At 36.8% G+C, this 19810-nt stretch carries 21 protein-coding genes and 2 riboswitches; of the genes, 19 read left to right on the top strand and 2 right to left on the bottom strand.

Features of this window, described 5'->3' with window-relative positions; genetic code table 11:
* The first annotated feature begins 15 nt into the window (after window positions 1–15).
* The 18 genes from LY60_RS04565 (at window position 16) to grdD (ending at window position 16034) form a co-directional block, all read left to right on the top strand.
* Window positions 16–690, top strand: a complete 675-nt coding sequence (locus tag LY60_RS04565; protein ID WP_040581934.1) for a hypothetical protein — start codon at window positions 16–18, stop codon at window positions 688–690.
* A 14-nt stretch (window positions 691–704) separates the two neighbouring features.
* On the top strand, window positions 705–920 hold the full coding sequence (locus LY60_RS04560) for a 4Fe-4S dicluster domain-containing protein (protein WP_019227796.1): 216 nt from the start codon (window positions 705–707) through the stop codon (window positions 918–920).
* Window positions 921–935: 15 nt separating this feature from the next.
* Window positions 936–1997: a 3-methyl-2-oxobutanoate dehydrogenase subunit VorB gene (locus tag LY60_RS04555; protein WP_145080594.1), complete on the top strand. Its 1062-nt coding sequence runs from the start codon at window positions 936–938 to the stop codon at window positions 1995–1997.
* Entirely contained in the window at window positions 1997–2743 is a 747-nt protein-coding gene (locus LY60_RS04550; protein ID WP_019227794.1) for a thiamine pyrophosphate-dependent enzyme, read from the top strand. The genes LY60_RS04555 and LY60_RS04550 overlap by 1 nt, the downstream gene beginning before the upstream one ends.
* Window positions 2744–3292: a 2-oxoacid:ferredoxin oxidoreductase subunit gamma family protein gene (locus LY60_RS04545; protein WP_019227793.1), complete on the top strand. Its 549-nt coding sequence runs from the start codon at window positions 2744–2746 to the stop codon at window positions 3290–3292.
* A gap of 126 nt (window positions 3293–3418) precedes the next feature.
* Complete coding sequence (gene queG / locus LY60_RS04540; protein WP_145080591.1) at window positions 3419–4522, top strand: tRNA epoxyqueuosine(34) reductase QueG; 1104 nt, start codon at window positions 3419–3421, stop codon at window positions 4520–4522.
* Window positions 4503–4784, top strand: a complete 282-nt coding sequence (locus LY60_RS04535; protein ID WP_145080588.1) for a DUF503 domain-containing protein — start codon at window positions 4503–4505, stop codon at window positions 4782–4784. Before queG ends, LY60_RS04535 begins: the two co-directional genes overlap by 20 nt.
* On the top strand, window positions 4781–5431 hold the full coding sequence (gene nth, locus LY60_RS04530) for an endonuclease III (protein WP_145080585.1): 651 nt from the start codon (window positions 4781–4783) through the stop codon (window positions 5429–5431). The genes LY60_RS04535 and nth overlap by 4 nt, the downstream gene beginning before the upstream one ends.
* Before the next feature lie 90 nt (window positions 5432–5521).
* Window positions 5522–5992 (top strand): tRNA (uridine(34)/cytosine(34)/5-carboxymethylaminomethyluridine(34)-2'-O)-methyltransferase TrmL, encoded by a 471-nt coding sequence (gene trmL, locus LY60_RS04525; RefSeq protein WP_145080582.1) that lies wholly within the window; start codon window positions 5522–5524, stop codon window positions 5990–5992.
* Between the two features lie 8 nt (window positions 5993–6000).
* Complete coding sequence (locus tag LY60_RS04520) at window positions 6001–7623, top strand: Na/Pi cotransporter family protein (RefSeq protein WP_145080579.1); 1623 nt, start codon at window positions 6001–6003, stop codon at window positions 7621–7623.
* 59 nt (window positions 7624–7682) lie between these two features.
* Window positions 7683–7794, top strand: a riboswitch (glycine riboswitch).
* A 221-nt stretch (window positions 7795–8015) separates the two neighbouring features.
* A complete protein-coding gene (locus tag LY60_RS04515; RefSeq protein ID WP_145080576.1) occupies window positions 8016–8375 on the top strand; it encodes a GrdX family protein in 360 nt (119 codons plus the stop codon).
* Window positions 8376–8406: 31 nt separating this feature from the next.
* Window positions 8407–9687 carry a glycine/sarcosine/betaine reductase component B subunit gene (locus tag LY60_RS04510; RefSeq protein WP_019227786.1) on the top strand — a complete coding sequence of 427 codons (1281 nt, stop codon included), beginning with the start codon at window positions 8407–8409 and terminating at the stop codon, window positions 9685–9687.
* A gap of 16 nt (window positions 9688–9703) precedes the next feature.
* Window positions 9704–11008: a glycine reductase complex selenoprotein B gene (gene grdB / locus LY60_RS04505; protein WP_170226102.1), complete on the top strand. Its 1305-nt coding sequence runs from the start codon at window positions 9704–9706 to the stop codon at window positions 11006–11008.
* Window positions 11009–11362: 354 nt separating this feature from the next.
* Entirely contained in the window at window positions 11363–12298 is a 936-nt protein-coding gene (gene trxB, locus LY60_RS04500) for a thioredoxin-disulfide reductase (protein ID WP_145080573.1), read from the top strand.
* A 9-nt stretch (window positions 12299–12307) separates the two neighbouring features.
* Window positions 12308–12625, top strand: coding sequence for a thioredoxin TrxA (gene trxA, locus LY60_RS04495; protein ID WP_019227782.1), 318 nt, complete (start codon window positions 12308–12310; stop codon window positions 12623–12625).
* A gap of 35 nt (window positions 12626–12660) precedes the next feature.
* Window positions 12661–13134 (top strand): glycine/sarcosine/betaine reductase complex selenoprotein A, encoded by a 474-nt coding sequence (gene grdA / locus LY60_RS04490; RefSeq protein WP_083851485.1) that lies wholly within the window; start codon window positions 12661–12663, stop codon window positions 13132–13134.
* Between the two features lie 189 nt (window positions 13135–13323).
* Window positions 13324–14856 carry a glycine/sarcosine/betaine reductase complex component C subunit beta gene (grdC, locus tag LY60_RS04485; RefSeq protein WP_145080570.1) on the top strand — a complete coding sequence of 511 codons (1533 nt, stop codon included), beginning with the start codon at window positions 13324–13326 and terminating at the stop codon, window positions 14854–14856.
* Window positions 14857–14864: 8 nt separating this feature from the next.
* Window positions 14865–16034 carry a glycine/sarcosine/betaine reductase complex component C subunit alpha gene (gene grdD, locus LY60_RS04480; RefSeq protein ID WP_145080566.1) on the top strand — a complete coding sequence of 390 codons (1170 nt, stop codon included), beginning with the start codon at window positions 14865–14867 and terminating at the stop codon, window positions 16032–16034.
* 75 nt (window positions 16035–16109) lie between these two features.
* Here the strand turns inward: grdD and LY60_RS04475 are convergent, their stop codons facing one another.
* A complete protein-coding gene (locus LY60_RS04475; RefSeq protein ID WP_145080563.1) occupies window positions 16110–17468 on the bottom strand; it encodes a PFL family protein in 1359 nt (452 codons plus the stop codon).
* A 5-nt stretch (window positions 17469–17473) separates the two neighbouring features.
* Complete coding sequence (locus LY60_RS04470) at window positions 17474–17743, bottom strand: ACT domain-containing protein (protein ID WP_019227776.1); 270 nt, start codon at window positions 17741–17743, stop codon at window positions 17474–17476.
* 112 nt (window positions 17744–17855) lie between these two features.
* A riboswitch (glycine riboswitch) is annotated at window positions 17856–17944 on the bottom strand.
* Window positions 17945–18221: 277 nt separating this feature from the next.
* On the opposite strand from LY60_RS04470, the gene rpoN reads away from it, so the two are divergent.
* Window positions 18222–19640, top strand: a complete 1419-nt coding sequence (gene rpoN / locus LY60_RS04465) for an RNA polymerase factor sigma-54 (RefSeq protein WP_145080560.1) — start codon at window positions 18222–18224, stop codon at window positions 19638–19640.
* Window positions 19641–19810: the final 170 nt, after the last annotated feature.

Here is a 19810-nt window from a genome sequence, read left to right as displayed (position 1 = left end):
AAAGGAGGGGCAAATATGCATGACAAGAGGTTGGTTATTGTAATTGGACATTACGGCAGCGGAAAAACTGAATTTTCAGTAAACTACGCCGTAAAACTTAAGGAGCATTATGATAATGTCAGCATTGCTGACTTGGATATTGTTAATCCTTATTTCAGGTCTAGGGAAAAAAGAGAATTTTTCGAAAAAATCGGCATCAAGGTATATGACAGCAGCATAAGAAATACTGCTGTTGACATCCCTGCCCTGCCTGCTGAAATGACAGGTGTTATCATGAATCAAAATGAGAAATCAGTCATAGATGTAGGAGGAGATCCTGTGGGAGCAAGAGTTCTTGCAAGATATGCAGAGCAAATCAAAAACGTTGAATATGACATGTTTTATGTTATTAACGGCAATCGTCCAGAAACAAGGACAGCCGAAGATACAGTGAAACTTTTGAGACTGATAGAACAAACATCAGGCTTGAAGGTTACAGGACTTATTAACAACACACATCTGCTTAAGGATACAACTGTTGAAGATGTAGAGTTTGGTCATGAGCTCACAAAAAAAGTATCCTGGGAAACAGATATACCAATACGATATGAAGCTGCTTTAAAAGAGACAGCTTTAAAAATTACAAATAAAGAAATATTAGAAAAAATTTTCCCCATAAATCTATATATGCGGGAAGATTGGATGAGTTAGAATGGAGGTTCAGTATGGCAAAAGGAAAGGTAACATTTAATGATGATGCATGCAAAGGATGCGAATTGTGTGTAACTGTTTGTCCAAAACAAATTATAAAATTAAACAAAGAAAAAATAAACAGCAAAGGATACAGCCCTGCTCATGTAATAAACATTGAAGAATGTATTGCATGCGGAAATTGCGCAATTATGTGTCCAGATTCAGTAATAACAGTAGAAAGATTATAATATCGGAGGTAGATTATGTCTAAAGTATTGATGAAAGGTAATGAAGCTGTTGGAGCAGCAGCTATAAAAGCAGGCTGCAGATATTTTTTTGGATATCCAATAACTCCTTCAAGTGAAATTCCAGAATATATGTCAAAAGCATTGCCGGAAGTAGGAGGAGTATTCCTTCAGGCTGAAAGCGAAGTTGCAGCAATAAACATGGTATATGGAGCAGGCGGAGCAGGAGCAAGAGTTATGACTGGTTCTTCAAGCCCTGGAATATCTTTGAAACAAGAAGGCATTACATATGCTGCAGGTGCTGAAATTCCATGTGTTATTGTTAACATGATGAGAGGCGGCCCAGGACTGGGAAGTATTCAGCCTGGACAGGCTGATTATTATCAGTCAACAAGAGGCGGCGGAAACGGAGACTACAGAACTCTTTGTTATGCACCAGCAAGTATTCAGGAAACTGTTGATTATGTTATGCTTGCTTTTGACAAAGCTGATGAATACAGAAACCCAGTGCTTGTTTGTGCAGATGGTATGATTGGACAAATGATGGAAGCAGTTGAGTTCAAAGAAAACTTTAATGAAAATTTGCCTGCAAAAGACTGGGCTACAACAGGAACTAAGGGAAAAAGAGAGAAAAATATTGTAAACTCGCTGTTCCTGGAAGCAGAATTATGCGAAGATCACAACATAAGACTTGAAAAGAAATATAAATTAATGGAAGAAAATGAAGTTCTTTACGAAGCATTCGGATTGGAAGATGCTGATGTAGTGTGCGTAGCATACGGAACAACTTCAAGAATAGTAAAAACAGCTATCAAATTAGCTGCAACAAAAGGTATTAAAGTTGGAATAATCAGACCTATTACATTATGGCCATACCCATATGCAATTTATAAAGACATCAATCCAAACTGCAAGGGAATTCTTGGAGTAGAAATGAGTCAGGGACAGTTAATTGATGACATTAAAATAGGAATTGAAGGAAGAATGCCTGTATATTTCCACGGAAGAACCGGAGGAATGGTTCCTACACCTGCAGGAATATTGGCTGAAATTGAAAAAATCGCAGGAGGTACTAAATAATGACAATGGTATACGAAAAATCAAAAGGATTGACAGATGTTCCTTTTCATTACTGTCCAGGATGTACTCATGGAGTAATTCATAAACTTGTAGCTGAAACTTTAGTGGAACTTGGAGTATTGGAAGATGCAATAGGAGTTGCTCCTGTTGGATGTTCAGTTCTTGCATATAAATATTTCAACTGCGACATGCAGGAAGCTGCTCACGGAAGAGCTCCGGCTGTTGCAACAGGTATAAAAAGAGTTCACCCTGAAAATGTAGTGTTCACTTATCAGGGAGACGGAGACTTGGCTTCCATAGGAACTGCTGAAATAGTTCATGCAGCTCACAGAGGAGAAAAGTTTACTACAATATTCGTAAACAACGCAATATATGGAATGACAGGCGGCCAGATGGCTCCTACAACATTGATAGGACAAAAAACTACTACTTCTCCACTGGGAAGAACAGTAGAGCACAGCGGAATGCCAATTCGTATGTCTGAAATGCTTGCTACAATAGACGGAGCAAAGTTTGTTGAAAGAGTATCTGTTGACACTCCTGCAAACATAAGAAAAGCAAAAAAAGCAATAAAAAGAGCTTTTGAATGCCAGATTCAAGGCAAGGGATTTGCAATAGTTGAAGTGTTGTCCACATGTCCTACAAACTGGGGTTATACTCCTGTAAAAGCATTGGGATGGCTTCAGGAAAATATGATACCATATTATCCTTTAGGAAATTTCAGAGATTTTGAGGAGGACAAATAAATGGAAGAAAAAGTAATAATGGCCGGATTTGGCGGTCAAGGTATAATGGCTATAGGAAAGCTTCTGGCATATGCCGGAATGCTTGAAGACAAACAGGTTTCGTGGCTTCCATCTTATGGTCCTGAAATGAGAGGCGGTACTGCAAACTGTGCAGTAATAGTTTCTGATGAGGCAGTAGGTTCTCCGCTTATTTCGAAGGACGGTACTGCAGCCATAGTAATGAATCTCCCTTCTCTTTCAAAGTTTGAAAATGAACTTGTTCCAGGTGGAAAACTTATAATCAACAAATCATTGATTGATGTTGAACCAAAGAGAAAAGATATTGAAGTTTACTACGTTTCAGCAAATGAACTTGCAGCTGAACTTGGAAACCCAAAAGTAGCTAATATGATTATGCTTGGTGCTTATGTAGAACTTACTAAAATAGTTGAAATAGATTCAGTTCTACATGCATTCCTTAAAGTTTTCGGAGAAAACAAAACTCATCTTGTTCCTTTAAACAAAGACGCTTTGTTAAAAGGTGCTGAAGCAGTTAAAGTTAGAGCTTAATAATGGGCTGCCAAATGAAAATTTGGCAGCTTTTATTTTTTTAGTGTTTCATGATTTAAGCTGTAATTTTTTTGCCTTGAATTATTTTGCAATATGTTATATTGTATATTAAGGTGAGGAAATGATATGAAAAATATAATTGCTGATATTGCAAAAAAAATCGGAATAGATGTCATTGGGTTCACTGATGTTGTAGATTACAGCTATTTGCAGGAACTATTAGTTTCAAGAAAAAACAATGGGTTGAACAGTGAATTTGAAGAACAGAATATTAAAAAAAGACTTGATGCAAGGAACATTTTGCCCGGATGCAAAAGCATCATAGCAATTGCTGTGCCTTATGCAGAGGGATATAAAAAATCTCAAGCCCCAAACAAGGGGCTTTTAAGCGTTGTGTCATATAAAGAGGACTATCACAGAAATGTAAAAAAACTCCTTGAAAGTCTTGCTTTTGAAATGAAAAACTTTTTTAGTTTTGAATATGCAGCCTGTGTTGACACTACTCCTCTGGTTGACAGAGAAATATGCAAAAATGCTGGAATAGGCCATTACGGTAAAAACAGTTTATTAATAAATGAAAATTTTGGTTCGTTCATAAATTTAGGTTATCTGCTTACTGATCTTGAAATAAAGTGTGTTAACAGCCAATCTGTTGACATATGCAATGATTGCACCATATGCATTAAAAGCTGCCCAAACAGCGCAATACTCAAAGGCGGAACAATAGATGCCACCAGGTGTATATCGGGACTCACACAGACTAAAAAATACATTCCTTTAGATTACAGAAAGAATATGAAAAATCAAATTTATGGATGTGATGTGTGCCAGTTGGTTTGTCCGAAAAACAAAAAAATACTGGAGAAAAAAACAAATGAGGATTACAAAATTCTGGAACTTAACCTTGAAGAACTGCTTAAAATTTCAAATGCAGAATTTGAACAAAAGTACAGCAGTATGTCAGGCAGCTGGAGAGGAAAAAATGTGTGGAAAAGAAATGCACTGATTTCCATTGCCAATCTAAAGCTTGTTTCATTGTTTGAGGATGTTGAGAATGAGCTTGATAATACTTCAGACATGATTAAAACGTATGCTTATTGGGCATTGATGGAGCTTGACAGTAAAAAAGCATCAGATATTTTGAATAAGAGATATGATTATGAAAATGATATAATTAAATGTGAGATTTTAAAATTGCTGGAGGTTTATCATGACAGTGGGAACATGTGAAATTGAAATTTTAATTTATGAATCATATTCATTAAAAGAAAAAAGGCATGTGCTTAAAAGCATAATAGAAAGGATAAAGTCAAGATTTAATGTTTCCGTGGCTGAAGTTGATTTCAATGACATATGGAATAAGTCAGTTATAGGCATTGCAGCAGTTTCGAACAGCAAAAATATCTGTGAATCAGCCATAACAAAAGTTATTGATTTTATTGACAATGATGAAAGAGTTGAAATAATTAATTTTGTTAAGGAGATTTATTGATGACGAAAACAGAAAAAATTTACGAACTTTTGAAGGATACTTATCCTGATGCAAAGTGCGGCCTTGACTATACAACTCCATTTCAGCTACTTGTTTCAACCATGCTCAGCGCTCAGGCAACGGACAAAAGCGTAAACAAAGTAACAGAAGAATTGTACATGCAATATCCGGATCTTGATAGTTTTCTTAAATTATCTCAAGACGAAATAGAAGAAAAGATAAGAAAAATAGGGTTGTACAAAAATAAGGCAAAAAACATTTATCTTATGTGCAGGGAACTTAAATGTAAGTATAATGGAGTAGTTCCACAAAATATGGAAGATCTGATGAAGCTTCCGGGAGTAGGAAGAAAGACTGCATCTGTTGTTTTGGTAGAAGCATTCCATATTCCGGCCTTTCCTGTGGATACCCATGTTTTCAGAATTTCTAGGCGTCTGGGACTTTCTAAAAGCACCACTGCTGACAAGGTATCTGATGATATGATGAAAAAGTTTCCAAAATACAAGTGGCATCTGCTGCATCACCTGCTCATAACTCATGGACGAGCTACATGTACTGCAAAAAAACCAAAGTGTCCTGACTGCAGTGTCCGAGATGTTTGCGATTATTATAAGAAAGTGCACATAAATAGTTTAAACAATTTGTAATATATGGAAAAAAATAATTCCTTTATTATATCGTCAAACAATGATATAATTACTGAGCGTTCAACATTATATTCAATTTAGGAGAGAAAAATGTCATTAAACATAGTACTATTTGAACCTGAAATTCCGCAGAATACAGGCAACATTGCCAGGACCTGCGCAGCTACAGGCTCAAACTTGCATTTGATTAAGCCTCTTGGATTTTCCCTAGCGGACAAGTATTTGAAAAGAGCAGGCCTTGACTATTGGAATTTGGTTAACATAACTTATTATGAAAATTTTGAAGAATTCCTGTCCAATGTGAAAGGTAGGGATGTATTCATTGCAACAACCAAGGAAAGCAGATTTTACACTGATGTTACTTATACAGATGATTGTTTCATAATGTTTGGTAAAGAAACAGCAGGACTGCCTGATCGTATTCACCAGGAATACAAAAACAGCAGAATTAAAATACCCATGATTGACAATGTCGATGCAAGAAGTTTAAATCTTGCAAATTCTGTAAATATAGTAATGTACGAAGCTTTGCGTCAGTTGGGCTTTAAGAACTTGGTGTAGGAGGAAATATGGATATAGCAATCAGTTTAATAGGCGGACTAGGACTATTTTTGTTTGGAATGAATTACATGGGTGACGGCCTTCAAAAAGCAGCAGGCAGCAAAATGAAGGATATATTGGCTGCACTTACTAAAAACAAGCTCATGGGAGTTCTTGTGGGAACTCTTGTTACAGGAGTTATACAAAGCAGCAGTGCCACAACCGTAATGGTTGTTGGTTTTGTAAATGCAGGGCTGATGAATTTGCATCAAGCTGTTGGAATAATAATGGGAGCCAACATAGGAACAACAGTTACAGCATTTTTAGTTTCATTGAACATAACAAAGCTTGCCACATTTATGGCAGGCATAGGTGTAATATTATATCTTTCATCAAAAAAGAAAAAAGTTAAAAACATAGCGGAAGTAATAATTGGTTTTGGTATATTGTTTATAGGAATGGATATTATGAAGGATGCCATGGAGCCTCTTGAGTCAAATCCAGCCTTTATAGGTTTAATGACAAAGTTCAGCAATCCTTTTATAGGAATACTTGTGGGATTTGTTATGACAGCATTGCTTCAGTCAAGCAGCGCAACAACAGGTATATTGATTGCAGTGGCAGCTACGGGAGTTATTTCATTTGAGTCTGCATATCCCATAATTTTCGGACAGAACATTGGAACATGCGTAACAGCTCTACTTGCAAGCATAGGAGCAAGTAAGACTGCAAAAAGAGCAGCTGTAATACATCTTTTGTTCAATGTTACAGGGACGCTCTTGTTTATGATTTTCATGAAAATGCCGGTTGAGTGGCTGGTATTAAAACTGGTTCCTGTAAATGTTCCTCAGCAAATTGCAGCAGGACACATATTTTTTAATATTATTAACGTTGTTATCATGTTTCCGTTTTCAGGTCTTCTTGTTAAAGCCTCAGAACTTCTTGTTAAGACTGATGGTGAAGATTCAGAACATGCAACAAAATATATTGACGAGAGACTTCTTGTTACCCCTTCAATTGCATTGGTTCAAGCTGCAAAGGAAGTGCTTCATCTTGGAAATTTAGCTTACGAACAGTTTGAAACAGCTGTTACGGCTTTCTTTAATAACGACGAGGAACTTGTATACAAAGTCTTTGATCTTGAAAAGAAAGTAAATGAAGTGAGCAAGGAAGCTCTTGAATATTTAGTCAAGCTTGATAAGGAATCTATGACAGATGCTGAAAAGGATAAATTGGTTGTACTCATGAACAGCATCAACGACATAGAACGTGTAGGTGACCATGCAGACAATGTAGGGGAGTTTGTTCTTTATAAAATAGAAAACAAGGTTAATTTTTCTGAACAGGCAGTAGAAGAAATCAGAGCTATGTTCGAAGATACAATGGCAGTTTTCAAGGCAGCGCTCCTGGCATTAAAAACAATAAATTGTGATGATTGTGACAAAGTTTCGGAAATAGACTCAAGAATCGATAAAGCATATAAAACTCTAAGGAAAAATCACATTGAGAGGTTAAATAACTACATTTGTGAGCCAAGTGCGGGAATAATATTTTTGGATATAATCGGAAACCTTGAAAGAATTGGAGATCACTCTTCAAATATTGCAGAATCAATAGTTGAAGTAATTTCCGGCAAGGATGAAAAAAAATAATAAATATTACTTGATTTATTAAATATAATTATATATAATAAATCTAAGTGAATAATTGAATGACGTTTGCGGGAGAGACTGTTATGTTATTAACAGCGCCGAAGGAGTAAGTAAATTAATATTAGCCATATTATTGATGATGATCTCAGGCAGAAGGACCGTAAGCTGACAAAACTCTGAAAAGCGCAGGCACCGAAGGGGCAACTCGTAAGGGGAAACTCTCAGGTTATAAAACAGAGCAGAAGGCATAATATTTTTTTACATGCTTTCTGCTTTTTTAATTTTAAATTTTAATTAATCTGTGAAATAACGTTTATTTTTATTTTTAGTGCACAAAATACATACGATTAGTTTCTTATAAAAAAAGTATAAGTAAATAACAGGTGGGAATAATGATTATTACAAACAATGAAAAGGTTTATGACAAGTACAAGGATAAAACAAACATCATATTTGTTCAAGGCGGTTTCAAGGATGTATTGGTTAAAACCAGGGACAAGATTCATGAGGGTCATGAGCTTCTGACACATCCTCTGTCCAGCAGTGTAAAACCAAATGAAACACCATTTAAATCTGTTATGATTTCCGACGATAAAAGAAGCTTGAATTTAGATTCGCTGTACATAATAGAAAATTCCATAATGACCTATGATAATTTCAGCAAACACAAATTTGGCATGATGACAGATCAGATAACAGAAGATTTTAAATTAATTGATTTAACAGTGCTTGAAAGCGCGTTAAATATATAAACACGAGCAAAAATTTATGGAGGTGAACGGTTTGAAGTTAGAATTAGGCTACATTTTTATTAAGGATATTCAGTTTGCTGAAAAATCCAAAGTAGAAAACGGCACATTGTATGTTAACAAAGAAGAAGTTAAAGCGATAATTCTAGAAGATCAGAATTTCAAGTCAGCTGATGTTGAGCTTGCAAAACCAGGAGAAAGCGTTCGTATAATGCCTGTTAAAGACGTTATTGAACCGAGAGTAAAGGTTGAAGGACCTGGAGGAATATTCCCAGGTATGGTAAGCAAAGTTGAAACTGTTGGTTCAGGCAAAACAAACGTTTTAAAGGGTGCTGCTGTTATAACAACAGGTAAGATCGTTGGGTTCCAGGAAGGTATTATCGATATGACTGGTCCTGGCGCTGAGTACACACCATTTTCACAAACAAATAATTTAGTATTGGTTTGCGAACCAATCGAATCACTGAAACAGCACGAACATGAAAAAGCTTTAAGATTTGCAGGATACAAAGTAGCTATGTATCTTGGAGAACTTGCTAAGAACATGACTCCTGATCAGGTTGATACATTTGAAACTCCTACACTGGTAGAAGGAATTAAAATGTATCCTGAATTGCCAAGAGTTGCTTATGTATGCATGCTTCAAAGCCAGGGCTTGATGCATGACACATATGTATATGGCGTTGATGCTAAGCAGACTATATCTACATTGATTTATCCTACAGAAATGATGGACGGCGCTATAGTAAGCGGTAACTGCGTATCTGCATGCGATAAAAACACTACTTATCACCACTTGAACAATCCTGTTGTTCATGACTTATTTGCTGAGCATGGAAAAACATTGAACTTTGTTGGTGTTATAATCACAAATGAAAATGTATACCTTGCAGACAAAGAAAGATCATCAAACTGGAGTGCTAAGCTTGCTGAGTATCTTGGAGTAGATGGTGTTATAGTATCAGAAGAAGGTTTCGGAAATCCTGACACTGACCTTATAATGAACTGCAAGAAAATTGAAAACAAAGGCATTAAGACTGTTCTTATTACAGATGAGTATGCAGGAAGAGACGGCACATCACAATCTCTTGCAGATGCTGACGTAAGAGCAAATGCAGTTGTAACAGGCGGAAATGCCAATGAGGTAATTGAACTTCCACCTATGGACAAAATAATTGGCCACGTTGAAGTTGCTGATGTAATTGCCGGTGGTTTTGACGGCAGTCTCCATGCTGACGGAAGCATAACTGCTGAGCTGCAGGTTATTACAGGAGCTACAAATGAAATGGGCTTCAACAAATTGAGTGCGAGATAGGAAGGAGGAGATAATTATGCTAAAAGTTGTTCATTATATAAACCAATTCTTTGCCAATGTAGGCGGAGAAGAAATGGCTCACATTCCAGCTGAATTAAGAGAAGGCAATGTAGGACCTGGATTAGCTTTCCAGCAGGCATTCGGAGATGAAGCACAAATTGTTGCTACAATTGTGTGTGGAGACTCTTATTTCAACGAAAACATGGAAGAAGCACAAAAAACTATCATAAACATGGTTAAAGAATTACAACCAGATTTATTTATTGCAGGTCCGGCATTTAATGCAGGAAGATATGGCGTTGCATGCGGTACTATTGCAAAAGCAGTTAAAGATCAATTGAACATTCCTGTTTTAACAGGTATGTACAAAGAAAATCCTGGAGCTGACATGTTCAAAACAAGTCTGTATGTTGTTTCCACAAAGAATTCAGCAGCAGGTATGCGTGATGCAGTTAAGAAAATGGCTCCTCTTGCATTAAAGCTTGCAAAAGGTGAAAAAATAGGAGCTTCTTCTGAAGAAGGCTACATGCCAAACGGAATCAGAAAGAACTTCTTTGATACTGAAAGAGGATCAAAAAGAGCAGTTAAGATGCTTTTGAACAAATTAGCAGACAAAGAATTTGAAACAGAATTCCCAATGCCTGACTTTGACAGAGTAGCACCTAATCCTGCTGTAAAAGACATTACAAAAGCAAAAATTGCTTTGGTTACTTCCGGCGGTATTGTTCCTAAAGGAAACCCTGATCACATTGAATCATCAAGTGCTTCAAAATACGGAAAATACGACATTGATGGTGTAATGGATTTAACAGAAGCAACATATGAAACTGCTCACGGAGGATATGACCCTGTATATGCAAATTTAGATCCTGACAGAGTACTCCCTGTTGACATCCTTCGAGAATTTGAAAAACAAGGTAAAATCGGAAGTTTGCACAGATATTTCTATACTACAGTTGGTAACGGTACAGCTGTTAAGAGTGCAAAAGCTTTTGCTGCAAAATTCGCACAGGAACTTAAAGCTGACGGAGTTGACGCAGTTATACTGACATCAACCTGAGGCACCTGCACTCGTTGCGGCGCAACGATGGTAAAAGAAATAGAAAGAGCAGGAATTCCTGTTGTACATATGTGCACAATAGTTCCTATATCTTTGACAGTTGGAGCTAACAGAATAGTTCCTACTATAGCAATTCCTCACCCTCTTGGAAATCCTTCATTGACTCTTGAAGAAGAAAGAGACATCAGAAGAAACTTAGTAGGAAGAGCATTAAGAGCATTAGAAACTGAAGTTACAGAACAAACAGTATTCGAAAAGTAAGCAGATGACCCAAATCTTCGATTTGGTGTCAGTCGCTTATCCTGAGCGGCAGCGAAGGATCTCATGTTTGAAAAGCAGATGACCCAAATCTTCGATTTGGTGTCAGTCGCTTATCCTGAGCGGCAGCGAAGGATCTCGAATTGTTTCAAAAATGATAGTTTTTAGGCAGTGTTTTTTGGGTATCATAATCTGTGTCCCGTACTGGCGACAGATTAGTAAATATTTCAGTTTTAGTTCGCGGCAGCAATTGCCGCGAACAAATATAATTATTGAATATTGGAAACAATTTTCAATAATTATATATCATATTTTTTATTAAATATGATATCAGTGACTATAGGAAAGAGGTGTAAAATGGGCAAAGTATATGATGTTATAATAATCGGCGCAGGACCAGCTGGTTTGTCAGCAGGTGTTTATGCCGGAAGAGCCAGACTTAGTACTTTGATTATTGAAAAAGAAAAAGACGGTGGACAAATAGTTCTCACATCTGAAGTTGAAAATTACCCTGGATGCTTGGAAGGTGAATCAGGTCCTACATTGGTAGATCGTATGGCTGAACAGGCAAAGCATTTTGGAGCTGAAAAAGTATATGATGAAATAGTTGAAGTAAAACTTGAAGGCAAGGAAAAGGTGCTGGTAGGCAAAAAAGGCGAGTATACAGGCAAGACAGTTATAATAGCCGGCGGAGCCTCCTCAAAACCAATCGGCTGCCCTGGAGAAAAAACTTTCACAGGCAAGGGAGTTTCATACTGTGCCACATGTGACGGAGCTTTCTTTGAAGACTTCGAAGTGTTTGTAGTTGGCGGCGGAGATACTGCAGTTGAAGAAGCAATGTATTTGACAAAGTTTGCAAGAAAAGTATCCATCATTCACAGAAGAGATGAATTAAGAGCAGCTAAGTCAATAAGAGAAAAAGCCATGGCTAATCCTAAAATGAATTTCATATGGGATTCTGTTGTTAAGGAAATTAAAGGTGATGGTATTGTAAACTCCATGGTATTGGAAAATGTTAAAACAGGAGAGATTACAGAAGTAGTAGCCGACGAAGATGACGGAACATTTGGAATTTTCGTATTCATAGGTTATGAACCTAAGACTAAACTGTATGAAGGTATTTTAAATATCGATAAGGGTTACATAGTGACTGATGAAAATATGAAGACAAATATTGAAGGCGTTTATGCAGCCGGAGATATCAGAGTTAAAAGTCTGAGACAAGTGGTTACTGCAGCAGCAGATGGTGCCATTGCAGCTGTTCAGGCAGAAAAATATATTGAAACTTTATAGGAGGCTTTCATGTTAGTACTGGATAAAACAAATTTTGATGAAGAAGTTCTTCAAGGACAAGGATACATACTGGTTGATTTCTTCGGAGACGGTTGTGCACCATGCGAAGCTTTGATGCCGCATGTAATGGAATTGTCAGAAAAATACGGCGACAAGCTGAAATTTACAAAATTAAACACTACAAAGGCAAGAAGAGTTGCCATTGGACAAAAAGTATTGGGTTTGCCTGTCATTGCAATGTATAAGGACGGAGAAAAAGTGGAAGAACTTATTAAAGAAGATGCCACTCCTGAAAATATAGAAGCAATGATTCAAAAATATATATAAGGTCAAACATAAAAAATAACAAAGGAGGAATTAAAATGAGCTTATTGAATGGTAAGAAAGTTATTATAATAGGCGACAGGGATGGAATACCAGGACCGGCAATTGAAGAATGTGTTAAAACTGCCGGAGCTGAAGTTGTATTTTCATCAACTGAATGCTTCGTCTGAACTTCCGCAGGCGCAATGGATTTGGAAAATCAAAAAAGGGTTAAAGAATTTGCTGAAAAGTACGGTGCTGAAAATTTAGTAGTAGTGCTTGGAGCAGCTGAAGGTGAAGCAGCAGGTCTTGCTGCAGAAACTGTAACAAACGGAGACCCTACATTTGCCGGTCCATTGACAGGAGTTCAGTTAGGACTCAGTGTATTTCATGTATGTGAACCAGAAATTAAAAACGAAGTTGACGAATCAGTTTATGACGAACAAATAAGCATGATGGAAATGGTATTAGATGTTGATGACATCATCAGCGAAATGACTCCTATCAGAGAAGATTTTTGCAAATATCTGTAGTCGATTATAGTTGATTTGTTAATTTCTATTATATAGAATATTAATTTATCATGAAAATTTGCTTCGCAGAAATGCGAAGCAAATTTTAAACTTTTTACACATAATTTGAAGTATAAAGTCTAGGGTTTAAATTCCTAGTTAAACTTTATACCTTGTATTTTAAATTTAAAAAAATTGCGGAGGTAATATATGAACAGTGTAATAAGAGGTGCAAGTTACATTCTTGCGTTTGCGCCTGATATGGTAATTCATAACGGAACTACCCAGACAACAGAAAGAACAGTAAATCCCAATTCAGAATATTTAAAACAAATAAAAGACCATTTGAGAACTTTTGAACAGGTTGTAAAATACCTGCCTAACCAGACATATATAGGAAATATTCATCCCGAAGAGCTTGCAAAATATGAACAACCTTGGAATGACAAGGAAGCTGAAGGTTTTGGAAGATTCGGAAAATACGGCGAAATAATGCCTCAGGATGAGTTTATAGTACTCATGCAGATGTGCGATGTGTTTGACCTAGTTAAGCTTGAAAAAAACTTCCTGGGAACAACTAAAGAAAAACTTGCCTCACATCCATTGTTCGATGAAAGTCTCATGAGCAGAATAAGCGAAGGTGAAGAAGCTCAGGTTGTTAAAAAATATGTTGATGAAGAACATGCTGAACCTTTATACAACAACGGAGAATTAATCGGTTGTGTTAAAAGAGCCCATGATATTGACATTAACCTAAGTGCTCATGTAATGCTTGAAAATCTTGTTTCAAAAGCTTCTAACGTTTTAGCATTATTAAACCTTGTTGCAAAAAACAATATTAACAAGGAAGAAATTGACTACGTTATTGACTGTTGCGAAGAAGCATGCGGAGATATGAACCAAAGAGGCGGCGGTAATTTTGCAAAGGCTTGTGCTGAAGTGGCAGGCTTTGTAAATGCCACAGGTTCAGACACAAGAGGGTTCTGCGCAGGGCCTACTCATGCATTAATTGAAGCTGCTGCATTAGTAAAAGCAGGAGTTTATAAAAATGTTGTTGTGTCTGCAGGCGGAAGTACTGCAAAACTTGGAATGAACGGCAAGGACCATATAAAGAAGGGTCTTCCTATTCTTGAAGACGTTCTTGGAGGATTTGCTGTATTAGTAAGTGAAAATGACGGAATAAATCCTGAAATAAATCTTGATCTTATAGGAAGACATACAGTTGGAACAGGTTCTTCACCACAGGCTGTTATAACATCACTTGTTTCTTCTCTTGATAAGGCTGGAATGAAAATAACAGATGTTGATAAATATTCTGTTGAAATGCAAAATCCAGATGTTACTAAACCTGCCGGAGCAGGAGATGTTCCATTGGCAAACTACAAAATGATAGGTGCTCTTGCAGTTAAAAGGGGAGACATAGAAAAGAAGGATCTCCAGGACTTTACTGAAAAGCATGGTATGATAGGCTGGGCACCAACACAAGGACATATTCCATCAGGAGTTCCATACATCGGATTCTGCAGACAGGACATTCTTGACGGCAAAATCAAAAATGCCATGATAGTTGGAAAGGGAAGTTTGTTCCTTGGAAGAATGACAAACCTGTTTGATGGAGTATCATTTATCGTTGAAGCTAACAAAGGCAAGGAAGAAGAAAAATCCGCTGTTTCTGAGGACAAAGTAAAAGAATTGATAGCTCAGGCACTCAAAAGCTTTGCTTCAAATCTGCTGGCAGAATAGGAGGACATATGTCTGAAAAACAAGTAAATCAAATAATCGGCAAAGTGTTCAACCAGCTGGCTGATACTTTAATAAGTGGCGAATATGGACAGAAACCACGCGTTGCTGTTACTGCCATGGGAAGCGAGCACGGCGAACAAACAATATTTCAAGCTGCAGCAAAGGCTGCTAAAGGCGGTATCGATGCAACAGTCATAGGAAGCAAGACAATTGAAGGCGTAACCACTGCATTTGTTGAAAATGAAGATCAGGCTCATAAAAAAATGGAAGAGCTTCTTGACAAAGGTGAAATAGATGCATGCGTAACAATGCATTACCCATTCCCAATCGGAGTATCAACAGTGGGAAGAATTGTAACACCTGGAAAAGGAAAGGAAATGTTCATTGCAACAACAACAGGAACTTCTTCTACAGACAAGGTTGAAGGAATGGTTAAGAACGCCATTTATGGCATAATAACTGCCAAAGCATGCGGCATTAAAAATCCTACTGTTGGTATTTTGAATGTTGATGGTGCAAGACAAACTGAAATAGCTCTGACAAAATTAAAAGAACAGGGATATGACATAAATTTTGCAGCTTCTCAAAGAGCAGACGGCGGTGCTGTCATGAGAGGCAATGACCTTCTCATGGGTTCGGCTGATGTTATGGTAATGGATTCTTTAACAGGAAACCTTATGATTAAAATATTTTCTTCTTACACAGCTGGCGGAAACTATGAGTCACTAGGCTACGGATACGGTCCTGGAATCGGCGAAGGATTTGACAAGCTCATACTTATAATATCAAGAGCTTCAGGAGCCCCATTAGTTGAAGGAGCCATGAAATTTGCCGGAGAACTGGTAAAAGGAAATTTAAAAGCCATTGCAAAAGAAGAATTTGAAAAGGCACACAAAGCAAATCTTACTGAAATACTGAAGGGAACTAAATTGGTAAAAAAATCTTCTGAGGACGAAGTGAAAGCTCCAAAGAAAGAAGTTGTGACTTCCCAGATTTCAGGAATTGAAATAATGGACCTTGAAGATGCTGTAAAACTTCTTTGGAAAAACAATGTTTATGCAGAAAGCGGAATGGGCTGCACAGGACCAATAATTCTTGTAAATGAAGCAAACACTGAAACTGCAATTAAAGTTCTTCAGGACAATGAGTTCATAGCAAAAGAAAAAACCTGCTGCTAGCAGGATATAAATATGAGATCCTTCGTTACACTCAGGATGACAATAAAAAAAGCGGAATAGCCGCTTTTTTTATTGTCAGTTTTTAAAGCTATGAATTGGTGCCGGAATTCTGCCGCCTCTTGCTATAAAGTCATCACTGGAAAAACTGCTTACCTTCATTATGGGAGCCCTTCCTAAAAGTCCTCCAAATTCAGCTGTATCTCCTAATGTTTTGCCATAAACAGGAATGAGTCTAACTGCTGTTGATTTTTGGTTTATAACGCCTATAGCGCATTCATCGGCAATAATTGCTGAAATTGTGCTTGCTTTTGTGTCTCCGGGTATGGCAATCATGTCAAGACCTACAGAACAAACACAAGTCATGGCTTCAAGCTTTTCGATGTTTAATGAACCTCTGTTAACAGCTTCAATCATTCCTTCATCCTCGCTTACAGGTATAAATGCTCCGCTTAATCCACCTACATTTGAAGAAGCCATGATGCCGCCTTTTTTAACAGCATCGTTTAATAATGCCAGAGCAGCTGTGGTTCCATGGGCTCCGCAAGCTTCTATACCTATTTCTTCCAATATTCTTGCTACACTGTCACCGACTTCCGGAGTGGGTGCAAGTGATAAGTCCATTATGCCGAAAGGAATGTCAAGTCTTCTTGAAACTTCCTTTGCCACTACTTCACCTGCTCTTGTAATCTTAAATGCAGTCTTTTTGATTGTCTCGCATACGGTTGTGAAATCCTGACCTCTTACTTGTTCCAAAGCATTTTTCACTACTCCTGGACCGCTCACTCCAACGCTAAGGCATGTTTCTGATTCTCCTGTGCCGTGAAATGCTCCTGCCATGAAAGGATTGTCTTCAACAGCATTAGCAAACACAACTAATTTTGCACATCCGATGCTGTCCTTGTCTCTTGTAAGATATGCTGCTTCTTTAATAACTTCACCCATGATTCTTACTGCATCCATGTTAATGCCTGCCTTTGTGGTTGCAACGTTAACTGATGCGCATACTTTGTTTGTTACAGCAAGAGCCTGAGGAATGGAACGGATGAGTATTTCATCGCCTTTGGTAAATCCTTTGTGAACAAGGGCTGAAAAGCCTCCTAAAAAGTTTACTCCTGCCACATCAGCAGCCTTGTCTAAAATTTCGGCATACTTGATATAGTCAACATCATTGCTTGAACCTGCAATTATGGATATTGGAGTGACTGAAATTCTTTTATTTATTATGGGTATTCCGAATTCTTTTTCTGTTGCTTCAACAGTTTCAACAAAATGCTCGGATAACCTTGCAATTTTATCGTATATTTTTATTCTTGATTTTTCACCGTCTGAATCTGCACAGTCAAGAAGTGAAATGCCCATAGTAATTGTTCTTATGTCAAATTTGAGCTCATCAACCATTTTGACTGTTTCCAGTATGTTTTTAGATTTAATCATTTCGTCTATACCTCGTACATTTTGTCAAAAATATCTTCCCGTTGAATTTTGATTTCCATATTGATTTCTTTGGCTTTTTTGTCTAGTTCCTGCTGAAGTGTTGTAAAATCAGTTGTAATGCCATCAAGGTCCACAAGCATTATCATTGTGAAGTAATCTCTCATTACTGTCTGGTTGATATCCAGGATATTTGCGTTGTAGCTTGCTAGAAGTGTTGAAACATGTGCTATTATTCCAACACGGTCCTTTCCGATAATTGTCAGTATGCCTTTCATGTTATCCTCCGTTTATAATGTTAGTATGTATGCAGCCTTTAAGGAAAATGGTGTTATATAAAATACAGAGAGACTGGCGTCTCTCTGTACAACAAAAACACATATGTGTTTTCTTTACAGCTCTGTTCTTTTACCTGAGAGTTTCATTGATATCAACTTTCCCCTTCGGTGCTCTTAAAGAGTCTCTCCAGAGTTATGTCCGCTGACGGTCGACTGCCTTCTGCCAGTTTCATCCAAAATATTTTATTAGGGGTTAGTATATACCGTCTTGTATTAAAAATCAAGCATAATATTTAAATTCATAAAATTTTCTTTTTTTAACAAAATACTTTGGCATTTTCGATAGTTTTTTGATATAATAAAATAATGACAACATTTACTCGTTTTTATTGTTAATATTGATAAAGCAGTACAAAATAATATCATGTTGAAAATATAATAAATTTTGTTATAATATATGGTAGCAAGGAGTGATATTATGAAAATGGGCTTTGAATTGAATCTGTCTCAGACTCAAAAGCTTATTATGACACCTGAATTAAGACAGGCTATACAAATTTTGCAATTTAATAATGTTGAATTAATGGAGTTTATATACAAACAGCTTGAGGTTAATCCTTTTCTCGAATCAGTTGACAATAAAGTCCAGGAATCATCATCAGATGAACGTGCTGAATATGAAAAATCTGATTTTGACAAATCTGACAACAAAGATGAAATCGATTGGAAGGAAATTACAGAAAAATATGATGACCTAAGCTACAAGGCTTATGAAAAAACTGCAGATTCTGATGAAAAGCAAACATTTGAAAGCTACACTTCCAAAAAAATGTCTCTTAAGGACCATCTCATGGTTCAATTAGGAGTTTCCGTAAAAACTAATAAGGAAAAAAGAATAGGCGAATTTATTATTGAATCGCTTGACAACAAGGGATACCTTGGGTGTTCAATTCAAGATATAAGTCTTTTGCTTAATGAAGATGTGGTTGAAGTGGAAAGAGTTTTAAGACTTATACAAACTTTTGACCCTGTGGGAGTTGGAGCAAGAAATTTAAGTGAATGCCTTATGATTCAACTTAAGGAAAAGGGAATTCAAGATAAAAATGCATATATAATAGCAGAACAATATCTTGAGGAAATTGCTACCAACAAAATTCAAAAAATAGCAAAAGATCTTCGTATTACAGTTTCAAGGGTACAAAGCATTTGCGATATAATCAAGATGCTTGAGCCAAAACCATCTAGAGGATTCATAGTAGACAGCGACAACATAAGGTATATTGTTCCTGATGTGACTATTGAAAAAATAAACGGTGAATATATAATTATAGTAAACGACAACAACCTGCCTGTTCTAACTATAAGCGGCTATTATCAAAATATGATAAAAAATCTTGATGACAAAGAAGCAAACAAGTTTTTAAGCGACAAACTGAATTCATCTATGTGGCTTATAAAGAGTATAGAGCAAAGAAGGATGACACTGTACAAGGTTGTTGAATCCATACTCAAGTTCCAGAGAAAATTCTTTGACGAAGGTAAGACTGCTTTGAAGCCTTTGGTTCTCAAGGATGTTGCTGAAGACATAGGCGTGCATGAGTCAACTGTCAGCAGGGCTACAAACGGAAAATACGTGCAAACTCCTATAGGGTTGTTTGAACTTAAGTACTTTTTTGCAAGCAGCTTGAGTGAAAGTGACGGCGAAGGAATTTCATCCACCAGCGTTAAGTCTCAGATTCAAAAATTAATTAATGAAGAAAACACACAAAAGCCGTTAAGTGATCAAAAAATAGCTGAAATGCTCAGCTCTGAAGGAATCAACATATCAAGAAGGACTGTAGCAAAATACAGGGATGAAATGAGGATACCATCTTCATCAATGAGAAGAAGGTTCTAGCAATTAAGAATTAAGAGTTAAGAATGAAGAATTTAAAATCTAAATCAGTAAAGAATATTCAATGACGGTTGGATATTCTTTTTTATTTCACATAATAAACGAAGGAATTTTATCAAAAATTACTGGTTTATTTTTGCTTTTTTTGCTGTACAGCATAATGGTGCTGTGAT

Source organism: Sedimentibacter saalensis, from assembly GCF_007830175.1.
Taxonomy (GTDB): domain Bacteria; phylum Bacillota; class Clostridia; order Tissierellales; family Sedimentibacteraceae; genus Sedimentibacter; species Sedimentibacter saalensis.
Note: the sequence above shows the minus strand (reverse complement) of the source record. Positions and strands in the feature narration are given on the sequence as shown.